This window comes from Francisella sp. LA112445 (assembly GCF_012224145.1).
Taxonomy (GTDB): domain Bacteria; phylum Pseudomonadota; class Gammaproteobacteria; order Francisellales; family Francisellaceae; genus Francisella.
Map to the genome: position 1 here is coordinate 1,712,691 of NZ_CP041030.1, position 26,721 is coordinate 1,739,411.

Here is a 26,721-nt window from a genome sequence, read left to right on the forward strand (position 1 = left end):
TAGGATTAGTTTTTATCTAAATTGCCTCGGCAACATCATTACCATATGCCCAGACTCGATCAATATATTCTTCACCCCAATCATCTATTAAAAATAATAACTGCTGTTCAAAAACTTCTGGATCCATAGGTTCGCCTTTAAATGGATTCTCTGGATTATGGTGAACACACTCAATACCAAATAACTCCTTTGACATCGTCAAGTAATCTCGTGTATGTAAAATGTATGCATGCCAAACTTCATCTAAGTAATTCATTGAATCCATCATAAATGATTTTTGTTTCTCTAAGCGCCATCTTTGTGCAGAATACAACCAACACATAAAATCTGTAAACCACTGTTTTGCCTGTGCTCTATTCATTTTTAGCTCTTTCATAACTCTCAGAGTTACTGACTCATTATTCCAGTTTAAAATATCAGTCTTTGATGGAAGTTTTATTTTTTGCATACTACTGTCACCTTATTTTTTACTAACCTTTTACTTCTATAGTTATTAAGCCGCACACATTATTCCGCAGGTTTTGCAAGATAGTGATGTCTTTGATGTTATTTTTTTTAGATTTTTAATTGTTCTCATTTTTTTCTCCCTTTTATTTTAAAAAACTATTAAACTCCACACGAAACAACGTTACAAGATGCTATCTGCGTAGTTAATTTCTTTAAGTTCTTTATAGTTTTCATTTTATTTTTCCTTTTTTTAATTTTTATCTGAATTCTATTCTTTATCAGCTCTGTTTAGCCTCCACATGGTGGAACGCTACATGCTGCTAATGTTTGTGATGTTAGTTTCTTTAAGTTCTTAATCGTTTTCATTTTATTTCTCCTTTTTTAATTTCTCTCTAAATCTTTATTCTTTTATTAGCTCTGCTTAACCGCCACATGGTGGAACACTACATGCTGCTAATGTTTGTGAAGTTAGCTTCTTTAAGTTCTTAATCGTTTTCATTTTATTTCTCCTTTTTTAATTTCTCTCTAAATCTTTATTCTTTTATTAGCTCTGTTTAGCCTCCACATGGTGGAACACTACATGCTGCTAATGTTTGTGAAGTTAGCTTCTTTAAGTTCTTAATCGTTTTCATTTTATTTCTCCTTTTTTAATTTCTCTCTAAATCTTTATTCTTTTATTAGCTCTGCTTAACCGCCACATGGTGGAACACTACATGCTGCTAATGTTTGTGAAGTTAGCTTCTTTAAGTTCTTAATCGTTTTCATTTTATTTCTCCTTTTTTATTTTTCATATTTCAACTTGTTAGCTGATAGAGAGTATTATATGAGGCGTGACGTTTCTCTGGAATACTATAAAATGAACACTGCTGTGCAAAAATGCATAATATAACATTACGCACATAATGAGCTATAAAACTGGAAATAGTCAAATAAACAAAAACTAATGAACTTTTATTTAAAGAAATAAATATCCAAACTATCTTTGAACCTATTTAAATTTCAAATCGCTTTTCACTAAAGATCACTAATAGTTAAGATAAATATTGCTATAAAAAAGATTTCTTTCTAAACATTCATTTTATAATATTTTGTATAAAATAGAATATATATTCCAAAAAAAATTCTATTTAAAAATAAATACTTATAGCATAAAAGTCAACATTACTTTTATAAACCTGACTAAATATAAGTATTCAACAATACAATTAAACATACAACCGGAGAATAGATATGACTGAAGCAGAAATACATTCACTACTACTTGACGCTCACCCACACCCTATCGTCTTTGTCGATAAGGACTATATTATTAGATACATGAATAAAAAAGCAAAATTTTGGTACAATCAGGAACGCGGATACCCTAATATGATCGGTAAGGTATTATTCGAGGGACATAATGAGGCTAGATCAGAAGAGGTTATAAAAAAGCATGCCGAAGCATTAAAGAATCATGCCGCTGAACAGTTCCTATATGTGCATAAAGGATTAAATATGCGTCTATACATGACTGCAGTTAGAAATGATAAAGGTGAATTTTTAGGATTCTTTGAGAGGTTTGAAGGCAACCATACACTATAAACAAAGCTTCTCAGGAAACCATATTATATAAATGAATTATTATTGAATATATTTTGAAAAAGGTCTGACGACTACCTACTTTCACCTGGGCAATGCCAGACTATCATCGGCGTAAGCCCGTTTCACTTCTGAGTTCGGAATGGGATCAGGTGGTTCCAGACTGCTATCATCGTCAGTTCGTACTATAATACTCTTCTTAATTTATATGTCAACAACTAAAATTTCTTTAATAAAAACTAACATCATCTAAACAGTATCACCTATTTGATATTTTTCTAATAATAAAGGAACTTCTTCACCACACTCTTCGTATGGTTTAAGCTCACCGCTTATAAACTTAGCTTGCAACTCTTCAGCATCCATATATTCAGTATCAAAATCAACATATACAGAACCAAGTAAATGATTAAATTCGTGTTGAAATATTACTGCAGCAATTGAATCTAACTTACCAGTGATTTTCTCACCGTTTTGATTATATGCCTCATACTCAATTTCTTTATATGTTGCAAGTTTACCTCTCTTTTCACCTAGAGCACTTAAACAACCATGCCAAAAACTTACTCTTTTTTTAGAAGCTTTTGTTATTTTAGGGTTAATAAATACTTGATATGAAACTTTTGCAAAATCGACAGGATATCTCGAGTTAGAACCATCAAACTCAATCATAAATATCTGATATGGATAACCAATCTGGTTAGCTGCTAGCCCAATTCCATTACCACTCATCTTTTGATGCATTTCAGATATAATATCTTGTATTTCAGCACTTTTGATATCTGTTACAGGCTTACACTTTTGATATAAAACTTCGTTATCAGGATCATTATATTGTATAAATTGTGAGTTCATTTTATACCTCATTTGGATATGTTTAGATAACTTTATATTAAGTTATCATTTGACTCCAATAATACCATTAGCAGAATCAAATAAAACACTTTTATCATAGAATAACGCATGTCCAGAATTTACTTTATCCTCTCTATGCTTAGATGCTCTAACATAAGTTGTTATTGGGATATTAAAATCATTTGATGTAAACAATGCTGATTTAATCTTACTATTAACTAGTCGCCCATTTTTTACGTACTGCTTTAACTCTTCAGGTATCTTATGTAATAGTATATGAGTATAATATCCTCCTGAATCTAATAATGTATTAATAGTTTTATCAAAAATAATTTCACCATCTTTATTTACAAGAGTGTATCTAATAGGAACATTTGGATCCCAACACTTAGTTTGATTGATTGGATACCTTGGAATAACAGTATTATGACATCTCACAGTGTTTTTTATCTTATAAGTTGTATATTTATTTAGAGTTTCTTTAGATGATGCTCCAAAAGATATAGTTTGTTTTGGTCCATCTATTATCATTAGCTGATTATATGGACTTGGTAAATAGTTCCAAGGAGAGTTTTGTGTAGCTAGTTTTAAACCTAAAATTCCTGCATAACCTTTAAAAGTACCATTTGGAACCATAATAATAGGTACATGTTTAGCTGTAACTTTTGGCTGTGTATTAAATGTAACATCTGAATAGACAAGCTCTCCTATAATTTTTGACTTTAGATTGCCATAACCATAATTTATAGTTATTTTTTTATCGGTTGCTTGATAATTAGTCAAATATTGCTTTTCAATAACTAGTCGTGATGATCCAGTATCTATTTCAACAAATGCTTTTTTCTCTGATGTATTATTTTTTCCTACAAAAATATCTGTACCAATACGTGCTTTATGAAATTTTGTAATAGGAGCAGAAATCATTTTCTTTACTACTAATGTTTTATTTGTAGTGTTAGAAGGTTGACTAGCAAAGCTCAATATCGGAACAAACAAAAATAATACTTTTATATTTTTTCTTATTGAAATCATCTCTGTAACCTAAATTATACTAAGTAACTAGTTATACATATTATCTTTATTTGAATAAGTTTTATAGGTCAATAAGCACCTAAGCATTTACGAATCTTAATGGATCAAAAACTTTATAACACTTTTTGTTTTCAACATTTAATACATAATCTGAAACCATCCTCCCAAAAGCAGGAGCATGCTTACATCCATGACCATTAAATCCAACTGCGACCCATATATTTTCATCAACCCTGCCAACTAAAGGCAAGCCATCTTTGGTTAATCCATATTCACACATTGATAATTCAGGATTAAAATCACTATTTAAATCTGGAAAATTCTTTTTAATCTTTTCAGTTAAAATTTTGCTAATTTTATCCGAAAACTCCTGATCTGTTAAGCAAACATCATCATATAAATGACAATTATGTAATCCTGCTTTGATATAGCATTTATTGCCAATACACTCTGGCATTGCATACATTTCAAAATGATTATTTAATGCTTCTATATATGTATTATTTAGATTTGAATTTTTCACCTCATAATAGAAAACTGGTATTCTCTGTCTAGATAGAGTTAAATTATATTGTTGTAAAATATCTGAATTAGCATTAGTCGCATAAACTAGTTTCTTTGTTCTAATAGTCTTTATTGCATCTCGGCTTTTTATTTCAATCTCTATAAATTCTTTATTCTTGATATGTTTTACAAATCTATGATTCCAAAAAAACTCTAAATCATTTTTAAGCAAAGTATAATAAGTTTTCACTATTTCACTAGGATTTAATACGCCTAACATATTTTGAGAATTATTTTTCTCAATAATAGCTTTTTCTAACGGCAGGAGCTGTCTAAAATATGTATCAATGATTTGTTGCTGTTTACCCTGAATAATATCAACCTCAACATTATTTTCTATAGAAGAAGATATAATCTCTCTTAATAATTGACTATCCTGACCAACAACAATGCAGTTATTCGGCTTATGAATCTTAGGGTTGTACTTAGCTAACTCTCTATACTCACTATTTGAAAACGGTAACATATTATAATACTCGCAACATTCAGATCCTATTGAGCGTCCACCTATTCTTGATCCTCCAATACTTGACTTAGTTGGAACATAATCTGATGCTTGCTCTATTACAGCTACCTTTTGTAAAGATGATTTATTTAGGTGATAAGCAATACTACTACCAATTAATCCAAACCCTATAATTACGACATCAAAATCCATAATAAATTCACCTAAAGCTTCTAAATTTAATAATAAAACATTCTAAATAACTTTAAAATTAGATAGCTTCAATATCAAATACCTACATACAATACTATCACTTACTTTTACTATGTATAATTAAATAATGATTAAAACTACTAATAATTTTTTATAAAACAAGATTATAATTCTTTAAAGATAGCGATTTGTAATTTAAATCACTATTCTATATAAAGTGGAGCTTATTATTTAACGAAGTATGGTTGGATGTTATGAACAATACTAAATCTCATTATTTTACTGCATGTGACGGTGCTAAGTTGCATTATTTACAAATTGGGCAAGGTGAGCCACTACTAATGATTCCAGGTGGAGGTTTTTCTTCTAAAGTATTTAAGTTTCAGATCGAGGAGTTTTGTAAATATTATCAAGTTATCATATTAGATAAGCGAGGTAGTGGAAAATCTAAAGAAGTTGACTATGGATATAGAGTTTCTAGGTTTGCTAAGGATATAGATGACTTATTAACTCACCTATCATTAGATAATGTTAATGTACTTGGACATTCACAAGGAGCTGCTGTCATGTATAACTATTTTGATCTATTTGGTAGCTCCCGTATTCGTAAACTTATCACAGTAGATCAAGCACCAGCCTTATTAATTAATCCAAGATGGTCACAGCAACAACAATTAGAGTATGGTGCAATCTATCATGCAGGAGACTTATACCAACAATTAAATGCTTTTTTAGCAGATGATATCGATGAGCTAAAATATACTATTATTAATAGTATGACGACAACTACTGCAACTGACTCTCAAAAATCTTTTTTAGTAGAATGTTTTGACACTCCTGGTTTTGCACTTAATCTCTCCTATTTTAATACAATCTGTGAAGACTTCCGCGATGTTATAGCTAGAATAAATATACCAACACTCTTTATTGGTGGTAAAGCTAGCTCACTACCTTGGCAGTCACAACAATGGATGCATCAACAAGTTCCAGGATCACAAGTTAAAATATTTGAAATCGATGAGGGAGGTAGTCACTTCCTATTTGTTGAAAATCCAAAAAAATTTAATAAAACTGTGCTTGATTTTTTGAACCAAACTAAATAGCCCCAGCTAAATCATATGTTTACTCAATAACTAGTTTTAAAAAAGCCTTATTAGGCAACCTCAATATACACGCACCCTACTATTTTGAATTTTTATTCAACTCTCAAAAAAACTCCAAATCATAATAAATCGATTCAAAATTATATTTAACATTAAAATTTAACCATAAAAATATTTTAAATTTATGATTTTTAAATTACCATAATAGAATAATTATTCAAAATAATGAAATATGAAACAGTTTATAGGTATCTTTTTAATTATTGGTTCAACTATAGGTGGTGGTATTATTGGATTACCTATAACTGCTGTTAACTTAGGATTTGTAGGAAGCTTATTAGCAATATGTTTAGTATGGTTAATAATGACATTTACAGGATTATGTATATTAAAAATCTCATATAATATGACTGTTAAACATAACACTTACTATTCTTTATCTACAAAGTTCTTAAATTTCAAAGGCGCTAAGGTTAGCGTTTTTGGTAGCTATTTATTAATCTTATATTTAACACTAACTACTTACATATCCGGTATTAGTTCATCTATAAGTTTATACTTCTCTCAAAATAGCAATTTAAGTTATTTACTATCTGGAGTGATTCTAATATTTATATTAGGAGGGATTACAACATATAACTCTAGAATTGTAATTAAAAGCAATGTCATATTTGTAATAACCAAATTATCTCTTATTATAATTGCTATATTTTTGATCTTCTATACGACACAGAAAGTCTCTATAAACGTTGATAGTTACCCTATTGAATCTATAGGAGCATTTTCATTTTTATTTGTATTATTTAATGCCTTTGGTTATCACTTTATTATTCCAAGCTTAGTAAAATTTTATAATCAGTGTATTTCATTTAAATCATTTGTATTTTTACTTATTTTTAGTACAACATTAATAGCTTTTATTTATCTAGCATGGATCTTAGCAATATTCTTTACAATACCTACAGAAGGTAATCATGGAATGTTAAGTATTTATAACAGTAAAAATCAACTTATAGCTTTTAATAATAGCATCAGCTTTTTCACTCAATCATATACTATTAGTAATATGTTAAGTGCTTTTCAATTAATATCTATGATAGGCTCTTTTTGCTGTATCTCATTAGGTGTAATTGATGCGCTAAAAGATGCTTTAGGGCAAAATGCTTATCTTAAAGTTCTAATTTGTACTTATTTACCGCCACTTGTTTTAATGTGTCTATCACAAAACATGTTTCTAATTGCAATGTCATTGGCTGGAATATTAACATTCTATGTTGAGGTATTTGTACCGATTTTAGGAGTTAGGAATTATTATAAAGTCTCTAAAGAGAAAGAGCTGAAAACTAAAGGTTATAAGTTTAGATTTTTTTAAAAAAATACTCCTAATATCTAAAAATTCACATCTAACTTCTTGAGTTATAATCAACTTCTAATATTTTGATATTATAGAATCAATTAAGCAAGTGGCTGAATCTATCACTATCATACCATTTCTACTAGAAATACTATTAACTATCGTAGTTATATCTGTACAACCTATAATTATAGATTTAACACCCTTTTCTTTAACTTTCTTGATAAGGTCGTTTGCTTTAACATTAACTAAACGATCATCTCCCACTTTCACCGCAGAGATTAACTTATTCACATCATCTTGCCAAGCAGTTTCAAAAATAAAAGGAACTCCAACTTTTTCAAATCCATTTTGATAAACATTTGATTCGAAAGTACTTTGAGTTGCAAATAAAGTTACATTTCCTAGGTTATCAGATAGTTTAGCTAAGGTTGCATCTATCATATTTAGCAATGGTACATCAATTGCTGCTTGAAGTTGCTCGAAATACCTATGAGCAGTATTACATGGCATTGCAATTAGTTTAGCTCCCCAGCTTTCTAACTTGACTAAACCTTGTGTTATTGAACTTTCTAATTCTTTATGGTCTATTTCACGATCTAAGTAAAAAGGGGTTGGTAATGAATATATAACAACATGGAGATAATCTATATCGTGAATTGCATTAAACCTTTTCCGCCATGCAACCATTAGAGCATCTATAAATGGTGCTGTTGACATTGGTCCCATACCTGCAAGTATACCAATCATAGACTTTTCACCTTTTTGTTTTATATGTATCAAACCCCACTCAAACTAACCGTACTTCCCTCAGCTATTAATCTACTAATATCATTAACAAACTTATAAATAGAAAAAGGCTTTTGTAAATAATCAAACTTTCCATCCACATCATCTAGAGAAACAGTTATTTCTAGAATATTCTCTTTATGGCTATCTGAAGATGCTATATTTGTTTTTAGATTATCTAAAACCTTTTTAAGATTTGTAGGATTTACATTTTTACTTCTAAGATTTAGCTCAACTTTACTAAAGTTCTCATCAATATATTGTGATATCGGTTGAACCTTATCAACACTTAATTTATTACACTCTCGTTGAACATCACGACTAACTTTACCCTCAACCACAACAATATCATCAACTTTAATATTATCTTTTACTAGAGCAAATACATCTTCACCAACTAAGCAATCTGCTCTATCAAACTCATCATCAATATTAATAATATAAAGAATTCTACCAGTCTTGGTTTTTCTGCGGATAGCTGGAGTTATCATACTAGCAATAATTCTCACAGAATTACCATCCATATTTGGCTGCTGGATCTTTTGCAGATCACTAAAGCTAACATGATTACGCCAATGACTTTCTTCATCAATAATATGCCCAGAGAAATACATTCCTAAGGCTTTCTTCTCATTGATTAATAACTCTTTAAGGCTCCATTCTTCTGAAATACATTCTCTTTCTAACTCAGCATCAGTATCGCTCTCTTGCTCTGTAAAACCAAATAGATCATTTTGCCCAGCTGCTGCCATTTCATTTACATAGCCAGCATTTTTAATAGCTTTTTCTATAGAGTTAAATGCTGTAGCTCTATTTCTAGATATATCCTTAATAGCTCCTGCAAAGCAAAGTGCTTCAAGAGCTTTTTTATTAACCTTCCGTAAATCTACTCTACGCGTCAGATCAAATATAGAACTAAACTCTCCTTCAGTATCTCGCTCTGTAAGGATACTTTTAATAGCCTCGCCACCAAGTCCTTTAATAGCTCCCAAACCAAGTAAAATTGTACCTTTTGAAACAGCTATACAGTCATAAACACTCTTATTCACATTTGGTGATAAAACTATGATACCCATATTTTTACAATCTAGGATAAACTTAACTAACTGATCAGTGTTACCCATATCCCCTGACATTAGAGCAGCCATATACTCATCAGGGTAATGTGCCTTTAACCAAGCAGTTTGATAAGCAATTAAAGCATATGCCGCAGCATGGGATTTGTTAAATCCATAACCTGCAAAGGCTTCCATTTGGTCAAATATCTCATCAGCAAGTCCAGCCTCTATATTATGATATTTTGCAGCTCCCTCTTTAAAGATTTTACGCTGTTGCTCCATTTCTTCTGGCTTTTTCTTACCCATTGCTCGACGTAATAAATCTGCTGCCCCAAGAGTATAGCCAGCAAGCTTTTGCGCCATCTGCATTACCTGCTCTTGGTAAACTGGAATACCATAAGTCTCTCTTAAGACTTCTTCTAATAATGGGTGTAAATATGTAGTTCTTTTGCGACCGTGCTTACGATCAATAAATGTTGGTATATTCTCCATAGGACCAGGACGATATAGTGCTACTAGGGCAATAATCTCCTCAAAGTTAGAGGTACCAAGATCCTTGACAATCTGACGCATCCCTTGTGATTCTAATTGGAATATACCTGTAGTATTACCAGCTTGTAAGAGCTTAAACGTCTTTTCATCATCTAAAGGAATATCTGAAATATTTAAAAGAGCTTGATCATTAGGTCGCTTAGCGTTAATACTTGTAATAGCATTTTTGATAATCGTTAAGTTTTTTAGTCCCAAGAAGTCAAACTTAACAAGACCAACATCTTCAACATCACCTTTATCAAACTGAGTTACAATGTCACCGCCCTTATCCTCACAATATATCGGAGCAAAATCCGATATTACAGTTGGTGATATCACGATACCGGCAGCATGCTTACCTAAACTTCGTGGTAGACCTTCTAGTTTTTGAGCCTTCTCAACAATTTCAGCGACATCTTCATCAGCTTGCATCTCATCATATAGAGGTTCGCCTTCATGGAGAATTTTTTTAAATGTAGTTCCAGGAGTTTCAGGGATAAGCTTGGCAATCCTATCACCGAAACCGAAACTTTGACCCATTACACGCACTACATCTCGCACTACACCTTTAGCTGCCATAGTACCGTAAGTTATAATCTGACCAACACTTTGTTTACCATATTTCTGCTCTACATACTTGATAACCCTGTCTCGACCCTGGATACAAAAATCAATATCAAAATCTGGCATTGATACCCTTTCTGGATTAAGGAATCTCTCAAAAAGTAGGCCATACGGTAAAGGATCAATATCTGTAATAAGTAATGAATATGCCACTAATGAACCAGCACCAGATCCACGCCCTGGACCTACTGGGATATCATTTTCTTTTGACCATCTGATGAAATCCTCTACTATCAAGAAGTAGCCTGGGAATCCCATATCACAGATAATATCAATCTCTCTTTGTAATCTATCTTTATAAACTTTTGTAATATGATCATGCTTATCTTGCGGCTTATTTGCTAACACTTTTTCTAAACGATTTTCTAAGCCTTGATAGCATAGCTTTGAGAAATATTCTTTCTCAGTTAAACCATCTGGAATATCTACAGTTGGTAGACAAGGCTTACCTAGTTCAAATGTCACATTACAACGTTTTGCAATCGCTAATGTATTATCAACTAAAACTGATAAAGAGCTAAACGTATCATACATCTCATCAGCTGATTTTAGATACTGTTGTCGCGTGAATCTTGATTTACGTGACTCATCAAGAATTGTAGTTTTCTCATTGATACAAGCTCTAATCTCATGAATATCATAATCATCTGACTCCATAAATACTGTAAGGTTTGTCGCAACTGCAATTAGATTATGCTTAGTTGCTAACTCAAGAGCTTTTTCATTATACAAACCTTCGTTTTCATACTCTATCTTATGAATTTCAATAATATAATTATCTTGACCAAATATGGCTATATTTTCAGCAATAATCTCTTCAGCTTTAACATTATTTTTTGCTAAGATTGCCTTGCCAAGCTCACCATGTTGACCACCATTTAGACATATTACATTCTCTAAGTTAGACTCTTTAAGCCAATTTTTTGGTATAAGTGGTATTGAGCCTACTCTATCTGCTTCTTGGTAAGCTTTTGATACTAAATCAACTATATTTTGATAGCCTTGATTATTTTCAGCTAAAAGGATGAGATCAGAAATACCTAGTTCAGTATCAATTTTTAGCTCAACACCAAATATAGGTTTAACACCACTTCCTAAAGCTTGTTTATAAAACTTCACTGCAGCAAATAAATTACAAACATCTGTAAGCGCTATTGCAGCAATATTTTTATCTTTTGCACGAGAGAAAAGATCTCCTAAACGTACTGTACTATCAACAACAGAAAATCCCGTATGGACTCTAAGATGAGAAATCATTATTGATTCTATTTTATTTTATGAACTTAGCTACAAATATTACTATAAATAACTTAGAAAATCATATCACTTTACAATATTGATTATTTTATGATTGTAAATATTTTAAAGAACTACTATCTTTTTCTATCAACAATAAACACTACAATAACCTTTAATAAAAGAGCCAAACTGAAACACACCCATAATGCTAAAAGAATTAGATGATAATTTGACATATTCACATGAGCTTTTACAAATCCCCATATAAACATACAAAACCCGACAGAGAATGTTACCATAGCTGCTGCTGTACCATGATTTTTGGTAATATCACTCATCGCTGCACCTGTTGCCAAAGGTACAAAGAAACCTAAAAAGTAACATATCAACTGTAGTGATATTACAGTACTATATAATGATACTTTTAAAAAGCTATATAAAATAATGAAAACAAATGCAAACGCTAAAACCCCAAGTCTATAGCGCTTCTTATGTGCAGAGCTAGCTTTCATCCGGAAACTAATTATCCCTAAAATATAGAAAACAGACGCTAATAAAAATATGACTGTGAAAACATTAATAGATACACTTAACTCATCTACTAACAACCCTCTATAAGAGCTCATCAAAACCCCAAGATAAAAAGAGAAAAGTATTGCAGCAATCATGACATTCAACAAATATCTAGGTTTTGATAAAGCATGAACAAAGCCTGATAGAATCTCTGATGCTGGAATTAAAACCTGATTTTGAGCATCTATTCTTAATATATTTATAGAGAAAATAAACAATGCTATTTCTATTATGGCCATAATGAAATAAGCAAGTCTCCATGAAACAGGTATCACACATAAAACCAAATAAGTACTCACAATTGGAGCAACTATTATCATTATAGATAATATAGCATAGGCCTTTTTCATCTGAGTAGCATCATCAGCATTACGCGATATTAATGCTCTAGCAATAGATGAATAACAACCTGTGCCAAGCCCCAAACAAATAAAACCTATGTATGTAACATCAATATTATTTGCTATACCTAAAATTACTAAACCAGATATCGATAAACTTTGTGATAAAAATAGTACTTTTTTAGCTGTAAATATATCTGAAAGAGTTGCAAATAATATTGCCGAAAGACTAAACATAAAAAATGATAGGCTCATCGCAAGTTGAGCTTCATCATCGGATATTTTTAAGCTAGCTGATAATGTCGATATTAATGGCATTGATATAGTCAACGTCATATAACCAACGTACGTCAGAAAATATGCTAGTAAATTTTCTCTTTTAGTATTTCTAAACATATTTCTATTTTCTTATTTAAAAAGAACACATATAAACCACTATTTTAATATTAAGTTTGCAGAACTTATAAATGATTATCGTTAGGAATAATCTAACTACAAATTTTACTATAAAATAGTCCAAGAAGTTACATAACTTTATAGTAATAATATTTATTACAACAGAGCTAAACCTTTTTATATTTAATTTCCATATTCAATTTTGATAATTTAAAAAGAATTGAATAGCTCAATTAATTATTTTAAACTCACTAAACATAACAGTTAAGATATAAACCATGTCGACAAACAAAAGATATACTCTTAGTTTAAGAGTATCGAGGATAATATTTTTAGTCCTTTTCATAATATGTTTATTTGCTTACATTAAACCTTTTACAACAGCCAACTATTTATCTAGTAAGCAGTTTAAAACTTTTGAATATCAATCATTAGGATTCCTAAATAAAAATCAAGTTTCAGGGTTTCATAATAAGACTCCTAGAGACTTATTTGCTAACTTCTACTATAAATCTTTGAGCTTATGGATGGGATCTCATAAATACTACTATGATGTAATCAACTGTATTTCACCTCAAACCGTAAAAATAAATGATTACACAATTAGTGAACAAGATATCAATATTGATAAAATGCTAGTAGCTCTACTTAAAACTGACTTTAGGCTTAAAGATGTTCCAAATAATACAAACGCAAATAAGTTAAGCCTAACTCTTGGAAAAGGTAGCGATAAGCAAACTTTTTACTTAGCAAAAAAAGTCAATGGCGACTGGTACTTCACTCAAGAAAACTTCACAAACCCTGAAACTCTTAAGAAATTTGTTGTTTACAAAAAAGAGAAAAACTCTACAGAAGATAACATAAGAAATATCTCTATGCCTATACTATCATATATGAGGTTTGTTTTTGGGGTCAATCAAACATATAAATTCGACACCCAAGATGCTCTTGATATTATGAACCTTGAATGGATTCCTCAAAATATACGCAAGAATTATGCATCCTTTATCGCTTTTAGTATGGATAAGGTGTTTGAAAGCGCAAAGGTTACAATTAGAAATATACCTGGTGAAGTCTTACCTGGTAGCAACCTAGTAATGATATACACCTCTCCATTATCTGGAAAAAGTATATATTTAGAAAATATACAAAATACTAAGAAAAATAAGGTTTTTGATAATTGGGTCTTTACAAAAGACTCTCAAATTAATGGTGTTGAAATTTTCTTAAACGACCTAAGCAATAATATACGAACACCTATTGGTAACAATATAAAACATTCACTTTGGGAGAATATCCCAAGCCTTCTCAATAAATATGGTCAAACTGTATATATAATAATCATATCTATAATCTCGGCAACTATTTTATATTTAATCTACAAATTATTTTTTAAAATCTTAAATCCTATTTTTAGAATTCTAGGAAATATTTTTGAAAATAAAGATTATAAAACTATTAAAAAACTCACTATTGCAACATCGTTAATAATATCGATATATCTTGCATATTTCTTCTTCTTTAACTCTATGATAGTTTTTGAAAATGCTTGTTACTATTTTGATTTAATATTTAGAATTTCATATGGCATCATAATAATGTTTTTATGTTCTGAGATCGTAAATGTTCTATGTTCATTTATTATTTCATCATATAAAAAATCTCAAGACCCAGACAAATCCGCAAGGTTTTCCTTTGCTATAATTATTGCTAACAAAATCATCAACCTTATCATAATACTTATTATCACTGGATATATAATAGAGAAGCTTGGTATTGATATGTTCCACTTTTTAGCTGCTCTTGGTATTGGTGGACTTGCCATAGCGTTAGCCGGCAAAGATACAATTGAAAACCTTTTTGGATCAATTATTCTAGCTGCAGAGAGACCTATCAAAATTGGGGATTGGGTAATAATTAAAGATCAGCAAGGAATAGTAGAAAAGATAGGTTTAAGAAGCACTATTATCAGAACTTTTGAAGATTCTGCTCTGATAATACCAAACTTTGCATTTGTTACATCACAAATTAATAATATGGGAGAAAGAAAATATCGCAGATACACAACTATGCTTGAAGTTGATGAATCCACCCCAACAAATAAGCTTAAGTCATATGTAAATACCTTAGATGAATTAGTACAAAACACTCCATATATGCGAAAAGATGGATACTATATAAGAGTAAATGATCTAAAACCGGCTTCTATCGAAATATTAATATATGTATTTTTTGTCTCTCAAGACTGGGGAGAGGAGCTAAAACAACGTGAACAATTCATAATAGATGTGCTAGATATAGCTGAAAAAATGGGAATTAAACTGGCTCCTTCACAGAGAGTTCAATTAGACAAAGATACTCATAAAAATAAATAAAGAATACCCTCTAATTCATCATTCATTATTAATTAATTTCTAACTTATGCTATCATAATGTATTTTAAATAATTGGCATGCAAATTTTCTATCTAAGATTACAAGCTTTTAAAACAATGAGTACAAAAAAACTTTCACTAGTAATATTATCTTTTTTAGTATTACCTCTAATTGCAAATGCTGATGAATCTGTAGCAACTATAGACTCACATATAGACACTCATGCCAAAAAATTAGATAGTGATACAAAACATGTTGAAAAAGATGCAAAAGGTCTTTATAAGCTACCTAAAAACTACTACAACATTAATGATCTTGATGATGTTACAAAAAAGACATTTAAACCTATGGCATATATTAGTGTTAATGGTGGTTGGGGACAGCAAACAAATATGGCTAAAGGTGGAGCAACTATAGTAGCTAGCTTAGGCTATAGATTTACAGAGTCTTTTGCCCTAGAATTCGTTTACCAGAACTTCTTAGTTAGTGAGTATAATACAACTCAGAATAATAATTACTTTGCTGGTGCTGCTAAATATTATTACAAGATAAACAATTATATAACAGCCTACGCTGCTGCTGGGCTCGGTCTTGGTCATACAAGTATTAATGGAATAGAAAATCAACAAAATGCTCCAAAAGATTATTTAGCAACAAATAACACTTGGGGAGGTTTTGCTGTATTTCCAGTAGGTCTAATGTTTCCTATCAAATATGTTGATAACCTAAGTCTTAAGGTCACATACACATATACAATTTCTTTTTCAGGAGACTCACAAAATTTTGTAACTTCAGGTTTACAGTATTCTTTTTAAGACTATTTTCTAAAACTCTGTTTTTCAGATATTTTATAATCTAAGTATGTACTAATATGATTCTTCTTATCTTTAAAGACAAAGTTGTTATAAACTATCATATACATTAGTACTTTTCTTATATAATGCCTGGTCTCTCCAAATGGGACATTCTCTATCCAAATTGGTGCTGGAACTTCTTTTTCATTTAGCCATTTAGCTACATTACCAGGTCCTGCATTATATGCAGCTATTCCAAGGACTGTATTCTTATCAAATAACTTCTCTAAGAAATATAAATTTGCTGTACCTAACTTAATGTTATTCTGTGGAACAAATATTTTAGTATTCATATCTTCAGACTTACTTCCAACTAACGAAAGCTTATATTTTTTAGCAATAAACTTAGCTGTAGGCTCAGTAACTTGCATCAAACCTTTCGCACCAGCCCAAGATCCTGCCTGTATATCAAACAAAGATTCTTTACGCATTATAGAAAGCACTAAATCTCTATCAATACCAAATTTCTTAGTATTTTCACCCACAATATCTATAAACGCCTTAGGGAAAAGCATATCAATATTATTATATTTGCCAATCACTGCCATATTAAATATAGCTGCATAATACATATGATTATCTTCTGCTAAACGTGCAAGCTCTTTAATCTCAGAGATCTGATTTACTTTTAATTTATTTCTTATACTCCAACGCCATATACTTGTAGAGTCTTTATATTGACCCATCTGATATAAATCAATAGCTTGCTCAGTAGCATCTTGAGATAGTAACTTCTTAGTTTCACCATTACTTAGTTTATCAGCAGTATTATTACCAAAGTTATATGGCTTACCTAATTTATCAGAAGCTAAGAATGAGTAATAATTTAATGGCTCTTTGATTAGATCTTGATATATTTCTTTAGCTTTTGTAGTCTGCCCCTCTTTATCATAGCTATAGGCTAACCAATATCTCCAAGCCTCATCCTGCTGAGATTTTTTCGGTAACTGATAATATGTTTTTATAAAACCTGCAAAATTATTATTGTATAACTCTACCCTTAATAACCATTCCCACGCTATCGTATCTAAATATCTCTTATCAACTTTTGCTAACCACTGTTTTGCTTCTGGTGACTGTGACCTTGCAAAACTAACAGCAATGACCGAAATACATTCTTGCTTAGTTTTTTTACTTAAATACCTTTTGTTTTTTAAATTATCCCAGATTTTTGCATATTGGGTTGGGTTTTTACTAATAAGATCTTTTGATATATCAAAAAATACTTCATCAAAATGCTTATAGTTATGGAATCTATTTATAAACTGATCTAACTTAGCAGGATTTTTTGTAGCCTCTTTCCATGCTGTAATATAATTAACATAGTCTTTATTATTTTTCACATAAGTATTTAGCAACCATAAACTATCATCAAACTTATTAGCAAATGCAAGAGTATATGCCTTATTCGTTACGTATGCTTTTGGTTTATAGTCTGACTTATCCCAGTACTTTTGCATATCTGAACAAGCAGAAGGCATATATACGCGATTTTGCCATAAATCCCCAAACTCTTTTAATGCTTGAGTTTTATCTCCAGAAGCATATTCTGCCTGCATACTCCAGCATTTACCTGATATACCAAGATCTCCTTTATAATACTTTTTAAAAAGCTGCCAATCTTGTTTTTGTGCGTAATACTCTGCCAAATCATCAGAAAGCCTATCTTTCCAATATTTATTATCATTTTGCTTAAAATACTCATCAATTGTATCTTGTTTAAAAATACCTGGATCACTACTAATCTCTTTATATTGAAAGTATGGATATATACTCGTATTTTCAAGCTTAGATTTAAGATAGTAGTAAGACTTATAATCCTTAGTTTCTAAGTCTTTTAATGCTTGTTTTGAAACTTGAACTTGTTCTGTTGTAAGACTATATCCAACGCCTACAGATACAAATAATAAACAACCTGTTATAACCTTTTTATTAATCACAATAACTTAATTATTAGAAATTTATTTTGCTAAAAATACTAACATTATTAAGTCAAAAAAACTAATGATTAAAAATTTAAAATTGTACTAATTATGTAAACTAATGTTATTATTGATATATTAAATATAGAAATATTATGAATACAAACAATGAAAGCAGAATTTGATCCAAGGAAACTTATAGCTTTTACTACCATCTCCGTAGCTATTTTATTTTTTGCTACATATATCGTATCAGTACTAGATAACCACAATACACTATGCAACCCTTTTATATCGGGGTGTTCTGATATAACTCATGCAGGCTTTACATCTTATGAAAAATATATGCTAAAAGCTATTTTAATACCTACAGCTACATTAATGGCTGTGATATTTTTCTTTATCCAGAATCTACTTGTGACAATAAGTAATCATAGTAACTCGGTTATCAAACAAGGTAAAATAATGCTTTTTTTAGCATCTGTTGGATGTTTAGGCTTAATTATTGGTACATCAGTAATTGATGGGCAAAACACATCTATGCAAGTTCATTTGAAAGGTGTAGCTGTTTTCTTTGTTCTAATGAGTGTCTGTCAGGTTTGGTATAGTATAATTGAATACAAATACTCGGATAAGCTCAATAGAGTTCCATTAATATTACGTCGAATAGCTATTTTAGTTACAGCTGCATTTACAATATGGTCAATATTTATGAACCAAACTACTGTTAATCATAATATAGTTGAGTGGTGGGGAGTATATGCTCTTATATTTTGGTTTTGGACATTCTCAATAACTAAAGTAATAAAATAGGTATTTAATTAATCGATAAATATGAAGAATAAACTACTACTAATTATTCCATTCGCTACTTTATATTTAATCTTATCTATTACCTTTTATAATTTCAAAAATCAAAATAATTATTACTTTTATATCTCTGCCCCAACAAATTATAAAATATCAAAAAACATAAATGTAAAAACTATTGCGAATCTAAGCTATTTTGAATATAACCACGCATCATCAGTAACAACATCAGGAAATACTCTATTTGTGACTTGGTATAGTGGTGATAAGGAAACTGCACCTAACACAAATATAATGCTCGCAACAGCTACAAAAACAGATGGTCATTGGAAATTTTCTAAAACACGATCTATTATGAGTCCACAGAAATTTGAGCATCTACTTAAAAAACACATTCATCACTTAGGAAACCCTATCATATACGCTCATGGGAAGAGAATATGGTTAATATTTACCTCATCTACTGGAGGCTGGTCGACATCTTCTTTAAATATTATATATTCCACAGATCTAGGTAAAACATGGAGTAAACCTAAAACAATAATATCATCCCCTATTGCAAACTTTAGTACACTTACTAGAGGCTCGGCAATTAAACTAGATAATGGCTATTTTGCAATTCCCGCATACAAAGAGTTTAACGATCTTAATGGAAGATGGTTTGTTTTCAATAATAAAGGGGAGCTTGTAAATATATCTGAAATGACGAATAATGGCGTAAACTTACAACCAACTGTAGTACCTCTATCAAAGACACGTGCCTTAGCCTTCTATAGACAAATGTATAGTCCCATGAAGAAAATCTATACAAACCAAACATATAATAGTGGCCAAAATTGGACTACTGCAAAACCAACAGACCTAAGTAACCCAAATTCTGGAATTGCAGCAATAAAAACTAAAAACGGTATACTTCTGGCTTATAATAACTCTGACGATGACAAATCAAGTCTTAGTTTAGCCTATAGGCCGGATAACTCTCAATTATGGCAAAATATCTATACTTTTAAAAATAAATTGAATAAAGATTTTTTCTGCCCTGCTTTTGAGTTCTATGGCAACATCGTAATATATAATTTCCCAGATACAGCCGCGAATGAACTTACCTATCCTTCATTCACAAACTACAAAAATAGTATAATTTTATCATTTTCAGATAAGTTAAAAGAAACTATAAGAGTTGTAGAGATTAAAGGAGAGAAAACTAATGCTTAATTACTATAACCTTCTAGTAGCAAATCTTTTTATGATATACTTTTTTCTTAGACTATTTAGCTTTTTACAAAAGAAAATTCTCTTAATAATAGTTGTTATTCTACTATCTCTAAATTTTGTAAGCATAACTCATAATGAAACAATTTATTACTTCGCTGTCGGATTTACAAACTATTTTAGCTTTTCAACATCACTATTTCTGATAGTTCTTATTACCTCTATATTTATTAGTAATAAAACTATTGCTTTTCCATACACTAGCCTAGCATTTTCAGTAATCTTAATTATTTTTTCTAGCTTATTTTTTATATCTTCATATAAGCTTTATGACCTTGGCTTTAATCCATATATAGTTAGTCCTTTTATCTTTCTATATGGATTAGTATTATTATCTATATCTAAAAAATTTATATTATTTAATATAATAATTATTATATCATCTGCGATGTTTCTCACTCATATATTACAAAATAATATCTGGAACTATTTACTCGATCCCATACTACTGATAGTTTGTATCATAGAGATAATAAGATCACTGATTATATATGGCTTAGATAGAAGAAAAAAAGATAATTATAAAGTAGAATATTACTAAACTACTTCTTGAAACTAGACTTATTAGAAAGTTTTGACTGCAAAAAATCACTTAATCTTTTATGATTATTTTTCAATTCTAGGTCATTATAAACTACTATATTAACCAAAACATGCCTAACATAGTTTCTAGTCTCAGCAAATGGTATATTCTCTATCCAGATTGTTGCCGGAATTTCTTTATTTGTTAACCATTTTGCGACATTTCCTGGACCTGCATTATAAGCTGCAATCATTAGAACTAAATTATGCTTAAATAGGCCTGCCAGAAAATTTAAATTAGCGGTTCCTACTCTTATATTAATAGCAGAATTATATATTTGTTGCTTATCAAACTGAGTTAGCTTATATCTTTTAGAAATAAAATCACCAGTCGAGTTTGTAATCTGCATCAACCCCTTTGCTCCTACTGATGACTTAGCTTTACGATAGAACAAAGACTCTCTACGCATAATAGCAAATATTAGTGACTCTTCTAAATTATATTTTTCTGACTGCTCACTCACAAGATCTATAAAAGGACTAGGGTATAGAAGTTCTAAGTGATTATTTAGGCCTAACATTCCCATTGCAAAAATAGCTTGATAGTGCATTTTATTATATGCCGCTAACTCTGCTAAATCATAAACTTGAAATTTATCTTCACTATTGAACTTCTGTCTTATAATCCAGCGCCATAGCCTAGTAGAGTCTTGGTATTGCTTAGAATTATATAAAGCTATTGCTTGATAAATATTATGATCTTTTAATAGCTCAGAATGTTTCGACTTAGATATTGTCGTTGTTTTTTTAGAGCCAAGATTATATGGTTGTCCTAATGCATCTGTAGCTAGTAGCACATAGTAATCAAAACCTTTCTTATCAGCAAGCTTTTGGAAAATGGTATTAGCTCTTGATTTATCACCAACTCTAGCATAACTATAAGCTAACCAATATCTCCATACATTCTCTTTTTGTAAGTGCTTTGGCAGCTTTTTATATGTTTTAATATAATTTTTAAAATCTAAATTATATAGATCTGCTCTTAATAACCATTGCCAAGCATTATCACTATAGTAATGAATATCAACCTTTGAAAACCATTGCTCTGAACTTTTATCATGATTTTTAGCTAAGCTAACAGCTATAGGCAAGGTAGCCTGGCTATACAGCTTAGTATCTAAGTATTTTGTATTTTTTAATCCTTGCCATATTCTTGCATACTTCTGAGGATTACTTTTTGTTAAATCATTTGATACTTCTACCAATACTTCAGCAAACTTAGGATAATCATGATATTTAGCAATAAACTCATCCAAATCTTGTGGGTTATTTGTAACTTCTTTCCATGCATTTATATACTTAGTATATGATTGCTGTTTGACATGCTTATTAAGTAAGGTTAGCGCACTATCAAAGCTATCATTAAACGCCAAGACATAAGCTTTATCTATAACACAATCTTTACCTTTATTTGCATATCCCTTCCAATATGTTTGAATATCTGTACATTCTAAAGCCGACGGAGTCTCATCTTGGTGGAATCTAGTAAAATCTAAAATAGCATTTTGTCTAAATTTTTCATTTTTACTATCTTGAGCTATCCAACACTTACCATCAGTTTCTAAATTGCCATCATAAAACTTTTTAAACATCTGCCAATTTTTATTTTTGGCATAATGTATAGCTAAATCATCACACAAAGCAGATGCCCAATACTCACTTTGATGAGTGTTAATATAATTTGAGATCTGCTCTTGTGTAAATGCTTCTGGATTTTGAGAAATACTTTTATATTTAAAGTAACTATCTAAACTGATATTTTTTAGGTTAGATCTAATCTGAGAGTTATTGGAGTTTTGTTTTTGTTGAATTTGCTTTAGTTGCTGCTTTAGATTATTAATTTGCTTATCTGTCAAACCATATGACAAAACCGATAAAAAACTAATACTACATATAACAAGACATCTAAACCACAAACTAATCCCCTTTCTATATCCTCTCAACTATATTTATAACAAAGTTTGCTGATTTTTTTGCAGCAGCTTTAGCAAACTCTTCAAAATTTTCTGGAGCATCACCATCTGCTGTATCCGAGATACTTCTTAAAATTAAGCTTGGGACTTTCATCTCATTACATACAAGGTTAACACTACCACCTTCCATTTCTATAGCTTTTGCATCAAACTCATTAACAACAAAATCTTTCTTCTCTGCTGAGCTAATAAACTGATCTCCTGTTGCTATAACTCCAGTGTGTAGATCAAGATCTAGTTCTTTCGCAACATCTTTTGCATGTCTAAGAATAATATCCGAAGTTTTGATTTGTACTTCTGACATAGGAATCTTACCATGCGGATAACCAAATGGTGTAAGATCCACATCATGCTGTACAGTTGCTGTTGCAGCAATCATATCACCTACTTTTAACTGTTGTAGACCACCTGCAACACCTGTAAACAATAAAGCCTCTGCGCCAAAATGTTCTATCATTATCGTTGCTGTCAAAGTTGAGAATACTTTACCAATCTTACTATAAGCAATAATAAGCTCTTTATCTTTATATGTCGCCAAATAGTATTTATTATTTGCATATTCTACTGTTTCATAACTACCTAGCTTCTCTAATATTGGTTGGATCTCTATCTCCATAGCACCTAAAATTGCTATTTTCTTCATTCTTTTAACCTTCTATCTCTATTTTTGTTACTTTTCTAAACCCTTGTGGTAAAAGTACACCTCCACCAGAAGGCTTATCAGTTAGATATGTTTCTATATTTTTACTATCTATACGAATAAATCTTTTGCCTGCATTTAAAATAACTTCTTGCTCCGAATTTAATAACTCCACAAACTTAAGCTTATCTTTTTTATCAAGTCTAATAATCGATTTACCTTTACCTTTCTTAAGTATAGCAAAATTAGCGAAGTCTCGTATTACTGTTCTACCATTAGAGCTTACACCTAGCATTTTTAAATCTTCAGCAAACGGTATAAATTTAAATACATCATCGCCATCAAAGATATTTTTACCAGTAACTTTATTTGCGATAAGATCCTCTGCAGCAATGACAAAGCCTTTACCACTAACACTAGCGACCAAGAAATGCGAAGCTGTATTGACAAATTCCATATTAATAATTTCATCTTTCTTATCTAATGGAATATATGTAGTTATATGTTCACCATAGCCTCTAGCTGAAGGAAACTTATCAATATACATTGAATAAGCTTTACCGAGCTTTGTGAAAAATACTACTTTTATATTACTATTACCTGAAACAGCAAGAAAAGGCTTATCCTCAGGCTTATAATTTAAACCTTTAGGGTCAATATTATCGCCTTTAGCACATCTGACCCAACCAGCTTTTGATAAAATCACCGTAACCTTTTCACTAGGTATTAGATCTTTTTCCTCTAATGCTTGAGCTTTTTCTGCGTGTATAAGTTTAGAGCGTCTTTGATCACCAAAGTCTTCTAATATTTGTTTAAACTCTTTCTTCATTAAGTTTCTAAACTTAACTTCGCTATTTAAATACCCCTCTAAAAGTTCTTTTTCTTTAGCTAGCTCTTTCTGCTCTTTCCTAATTTCAATTTCTTCAATTTTTGCTAACTTACGCAACCTAATATTTAAAATGGCTTCCGCTTGAATTTCTGAAAGAGAAAATCTATTTTGTAGTTCAATACTTGGATCATCATAGTTTCTAATAATATCGATAACTTCATCTATATTTAAAAATGCTATGAGTAAGCCTTCCAAAATATGTAACCTTGCTAATACTTTATCTAGACTAGTTTGTAACCTCCTACGTAAAGTTTGTCTGCGATATTCAAGCCATTCATTTAGGATATCTAATAAATTTTTAACCTTAGGTTTATAGTCTAAACCGATCATATTCATATTGACACGGAAACTTTTCTCAAGATCAGTCGTCGCCAGTAAATGACCCATTATTTTCTTGATATTTTTCTTTGTAGTTCCTGAGTATAAAACTATCTTAACTGGTTCTTTATCATCAGATTCATCTTGAATATTTTTAATCCAAGTAATTTTTTGTTGCTTAAGCTGATTTGCTATTTGCTCCATAACAGAAGCACTTGAAACTTGGTGAGGTAACTTTGTAATCACAACATTACTATGATTATCATAGTCATATACTGCTTGCTGTCTGATTGACCCTGTACCAGATTTATATACCTCTGCTATTTCTTCTCTAGTACTAATTATATTTGCGCCACCTGGATAGTCAGGAGCTTCAACAATCTCTAAGACATCCTCTATTGAAGACTTAGGATTTGATAGCAAGTGCAAGCAAGCATTAATAATCTCTGTAATATTATGTGGAGGAATATATGTCGACATCCCTACTGCAATACCCATAGCACCATTTAGTAAAATATTTGGCACCTGAGCAGGTAAAAGTTTAGGCTCATCCATAGTACCATCAAAGTTTTTAACCCAATCAACAGTACCTTTTTTGAGTTCATCTAATAGCAAAACTGCATATTTAGATAAGCGTGACTCAGTATAACGCATTGCTGCGAATGATTTTGGGTCATCAATAGATCCCCAGTTACCCTGACCATCGATAAAAGGATAACGATAAGAGAAGTCTTGTGCCATCAAAACCATTGCTTCATAACAAGCACTATCACCATGAGGATGATATTTACCTAATACATCACCTACTGTACGTGCAGATTTTTTATATTTCGAAAGATGGCTTAAACCAATTTCACTCATTGCGTAAATAATACGCCTTTGTACAGGCTTTAATCCATCAGATATATGAGGTAATGCTCTATCTAATATTACATACATTGAATAGTTTAGATATGCCTGTTCTGAAAACTCTCCTACAGACTGCTGGTTTTCTAAACTTGAGAATAAATCCATTTACTATGAAAAATATTAATAATCTATCCCTAAATTATATATCAACTATAGCTTCTATACTAGTTTGCTATAACTAACTTAATCTAAAGATTTCTTACGGTGATATGCTATCGTTTCTAGCTCTTTTGAAAAAACAAATTTATTTCTCTTGAGAAAATCTAATGTTTTTATAATATCTGTAAACCCAGAAAGAATCCAAGCTTGAATGGTATAATCAAAAGTTGTTTTAGCCTTTAGATACCTACTAACGCCCGAACGACACTCTTGAGTTAAAAAATCTGTCGCTGGGAATTTTATGGCGATAAATCCTCTTTTGTCATATACAGCTACCTTTGCATAAGCTCCTAAACTTGAAATCTGCTCTTTTATATCCTTAAAATCCTCCCATGCTAGAAGAGTCTTTTCAACAGCTTCTTTCTCAATAAAACGCATAGATTTTGAGTTATAGTTTTGTTTTAAACTATATGACTCTTCTTTTAACTCATTATATTTTTCAAGAAGTTCATTATAGCGTCTATTTAAAGTTAGATTTGATATTTCTAAACTATCATTCTTGTTAGATATTTCAACTTGCTTTTGCTTGAGCTTTTTAGTTTTTTCAGCTATTTGCTGATCAATATATTTTTTCAAATTATTACGTAAGCTAGTAGCTATCTGATTTTCTTCAACGGAGTGCTCTTTTAATGTCTTTTGTATTATTACTAATAACTCATCACAAGGTTTATTTTGTATAGGCTCTTCTTCTATTTGAGCTTCGATAAGAGCCTTTTTCTTGTCTTGTTTATATAAAGTAACTTTCTCTACCAAATCAATAATTGAGATATTACCACCGATAAGTTTTCTTACCTTATTAACAGTAATATCTTCATTCTGTGACTTTAATAATTCACACTTTTGATTTACAAGCTTTTGAGTTACCTTTTGCGACAT

19 protein-coding genes and 1 rRNA gene are annotated in these 26,721 nt (G+C 30.7%); 7 read left to right on the forward strand and 13 right to left on the reverse strand.

The features are described from left to right. Positions 1 to 16 precede the first annotated feature (16 nt). On the reverse strand, positions 17 to 448 hold the full coding sequence (locus FIP56_RS08310) for a hypothetical protein (RefSeq protein ID WP_192578461.1): 432 nt from the start codon (positions 446 to 448) through the stop codon (positions 17 to 19). Positions 449 to 1,677: 1,229 nt separating this feature from the next. On the opposite strand from FIP56_RS08310, the gene FIP56_RS08315 reads away from it, so the two are divergent. Beyond that, entirely contained in the window at positions 1,678 to 2,028 is a 351-nt protein-coding gene (locus FIP56_RS08315) for a PAS domain-containing protein (protein ID WP_192578462.1), read from the forward strand. A gap of 62 nt (positions 2,029 to 2,090) precedes the next feature. Here the strand turns inward: FIP56_RS08315 and rrf are convergent. From rrf to FIP56_RS08335, 4 genes are all read right to left on the reverse strand, one after another. Beyond that, positions 2,091 to 2,205: ribosomal RNA gene (gene rrf, locus FIP56_RS08320) — 5S ribosomal RNA — on the reverse strand. Positions 2,206 to 2,274: 69 nt separating this feature from the next. Next, on the reverse strand, positions 2,275 to 2,880 hold the full coding sequence (locus FIP56_RS08325) for a peptide deformylase (protein WP_192578463.1): 606 nt from the start codon (positions 2,878 to 2,880) through the stop codon (positions 2,275 to 2,277). A gap of 45 nt (positions 2,881 to 2,925) precedes the next feature. Then, on the reverse strand, positions 2,926 to 3,912 hold the full coding sequence (locus FIP56_RS08330; RefSeq protein WP_192578464.1) for a hypothetical protein: 987 nt from the start codon (positions 3,910 to 3,912) through the stop codon (positions 2,926 to 2,928). A gap of 79 nt (positions 3,913 to 3,991) precedes the next feature. Beyond that, positions 3,992 to 5,134 (reverse strand): FAD-dependent oxidoreductase, encoded by a 1,143-nt coding sequence (locus FIP56_RS08335; RefSeq protein ID WP_192578465.1) that lies wholly within the window; start codon positions 5,132 to 5,134, stop codon positions 3,992 to 3,994. Positions 5,135 to 5,388: 254 nt separating this feature from the next. Between FIP56_RS08335 and FIP56_RS08340 the strand changes: the two genes are divergently transcribed. Together FIP56_RS08340 and FIP56_RS08345 are read left to right on the forward strand one after the other, a co-directional pair. After that, the gene (locus tag FIP56_RS08340) at positions 5,389 to 6,237 is read left to right on the forward strand and encodes an alpha/beta hydrolase (protein ID WP_192578466.1); all 849 of its coding nucleotides are present in this window, start codon (positions 5,389 to 5,391) and stop codon (positions 6,235 to 6,237) included. 232 nt (positions 6,238 to 6,469) lie between these two features. After that, positions 6,470 to 7,609 carry an aromatic amino acid transport family protein gene (locus FIP56_RS08345; RefSeq protein ID WP_192578467.1) on the forward strand — a complete coding sequence of 380 codons (1,140 nt, stop codon included), beginning with the start codon at positions 6,470 to 6,472 and terminating at the stop codon, positions 7,607 to 7,609. A gap of 57 nt (positions 7,610 to 7,666) precedes the next feature. Here the strand turns inward: FIP56_RS08345 and FIP56_RS08350 are convergent, their stop codons facing one another. From FIP56_RS08350 to FIP56_RS08360, 3 genes are all read right to left on the reverse strand, one after another. Next, a complete protein-coding gene (locus FIP56_RS08350; protein ID WP_192578468.1) occupies positions 7,667 to 8,341 on the reverse strand; it encodes an amino acid racemase in 675 nt (224 codons plus the stop codon). Between the two features lie 29 nt (positions 8,342 to 8,370). Continuing rightward, positions 8,371 to 11,850: a DNA polymerase III subunit alpha gene (dnaE, locus tag FIP56_RS08355; RefSeq protein WP_192578469.1), complete on the reverse strand. Its 3,480-nt coding sequence runs from the start codon at positions 11,848 to 11,850 to the stop codon at positions 8,371 to 8,373. Between the two features lie 116 nt (positions 11,851 to 11,966). Continuing rightward, complete coding sequence (locus FIP56_RS08360) at positions 11,967 to 13,142, reverse strand: MFS transporter (protein ID WP_192578470.1); 1,176 nt, start codon at positions 13,140 to 13,142, stop codon at positions 11,967 to 11,969. A 278-nt stretch (positions 13,143 to 13,420) separates the two neighbouring features. On the opposite strand from FIP56_RS08360, the gene FIP56_RS08365 reads away from it, so the two are divergent. Together FIP56_RS08365 and FIP56_RS08370 are read left to right on the forward strand one after the other, a co-directional pair. Then, a complete protein-coding gene (locus tag FIP56_RS08365; RefSeq protein ID WP_192578471.1) occupies positions 13,421 to 15,517 on the forward strand; it encodes a mechanosensitive ion channel family protein in 2,097 nt (698 codons plus the stop codon). Between the two features lie 116 nt (positions 15,518 to 15,633). Continuing rightward, the gene (locus FIP56_RS08370; protein ID WP_245323069.1) at positions 15,634 to 16,332 is read left to right on the forward strand and encodes an outer membrane beta-barrel protein; all 699 of its coding nucleotides are present in this window, start codon (positions 15,634 to 15,636) and stop codon (positions 16,330 to 16,332) included. A gap of 2 nt (positions 16,333 to 16,334) precedes the next feature. Here FIP56_RS08370 and FIP56_RS08375 read toward each other — a convergent pair whose 3' ends face one another. After that, entirely contained in the window at positions 16,335 to 18,311 is a 1,977-nt protein-coding gene (locus FIP56_RS08375; protein ID WP_209451836.1) for a lytic transglycosylase domain-containing protein, read from the reverse strand. A gap of 150 nt (positions 18,312 to 18,461) precedes the next feature. On the opposite strand from FIP56_RS08375, the gene FIP56_RS08380 reads away from it, so the two are divergent. Beyond that, entirely contained in the window at positions 18,462 to 19,106 is a 645-nt protein-coding gene (locus FIP56_RS08380; RefSeq protein ID WP_192578472.1) for a hypothetical protein, read from the forward strand. A gap of 21 nt (positions 19,107 to 19,127) precedes the next feature. After that, on the forward strand, positions 19,128 to 20,318 hold the full coding sequence (locus tag FIP56_RS08385) for an exo-alpha-sialidase (RefSeq protein ID WP_192578473.1): 1,191 nt from the start codon (positions 19,128 to 19,130) through the stop codon (positions 20,316 to 20,318). 599 nt (positions 20,319 to 20,917) lie between these two features. On the opposite strand, the gene FIP56_RS08390 is transcribed toward FIP56_RS08385, so the two are convergent. From FIP56_RS08390 to FIP56_RS08405, 4 genes are all read right to left on the reverse strand, one after another. Then, on the reverse strand, positions 20,918 to 22,873 hold the full coding sequence (locus tag FIP56_RS08390; protein WP_192578474.1) for a lytic transglycosylase domain-containing protein: 1,956 nt from the start codon (positions 22,871 to 22,873) through the stop codon (positions 20,918 to 20,920). Between the two features lie 13 nt (positions 22,874 to 22,886). Then, the gene (locus FIP56_RS08395; RefSeq protein ID WP_192578475.1) at positions 22,887 to 23,573 is read right to left on the reverse strand and encodes a 5'-methylthioadenosine/adenosylhomocysteine nucleosidase; all 687 of its coding nucleotides are present in this window, start codon (positions 23,571 to 23,573) and stop codon (positions 22,887 to 22,889) included. A gap of 4 nt (positions 23,574 to 23,577) precedes the next feature. Beyond that, entirely contained in the window at positions 23,578 to 25,791 is a 2,214-nt protein-coding gene (parC, locus tag FIP56_RS08400) for a DNA topoisomerase IV subunit A (RefSeq protein WP_192578476.1), read from the reverse strand. 78 nt (positions 25,792 to 25,869) lie between these two features. Beyond that, positions 25,870 to 26,721 (reverse strand): hypothetical protein, encoded by an 852-nt coding sequence (locus FIP56_RS08405; RefSeq protein WP_192578477.1) that lies wholly within the window; start codon positions 26,719 to 26,721, stop codon positions 25,870 to 25,872.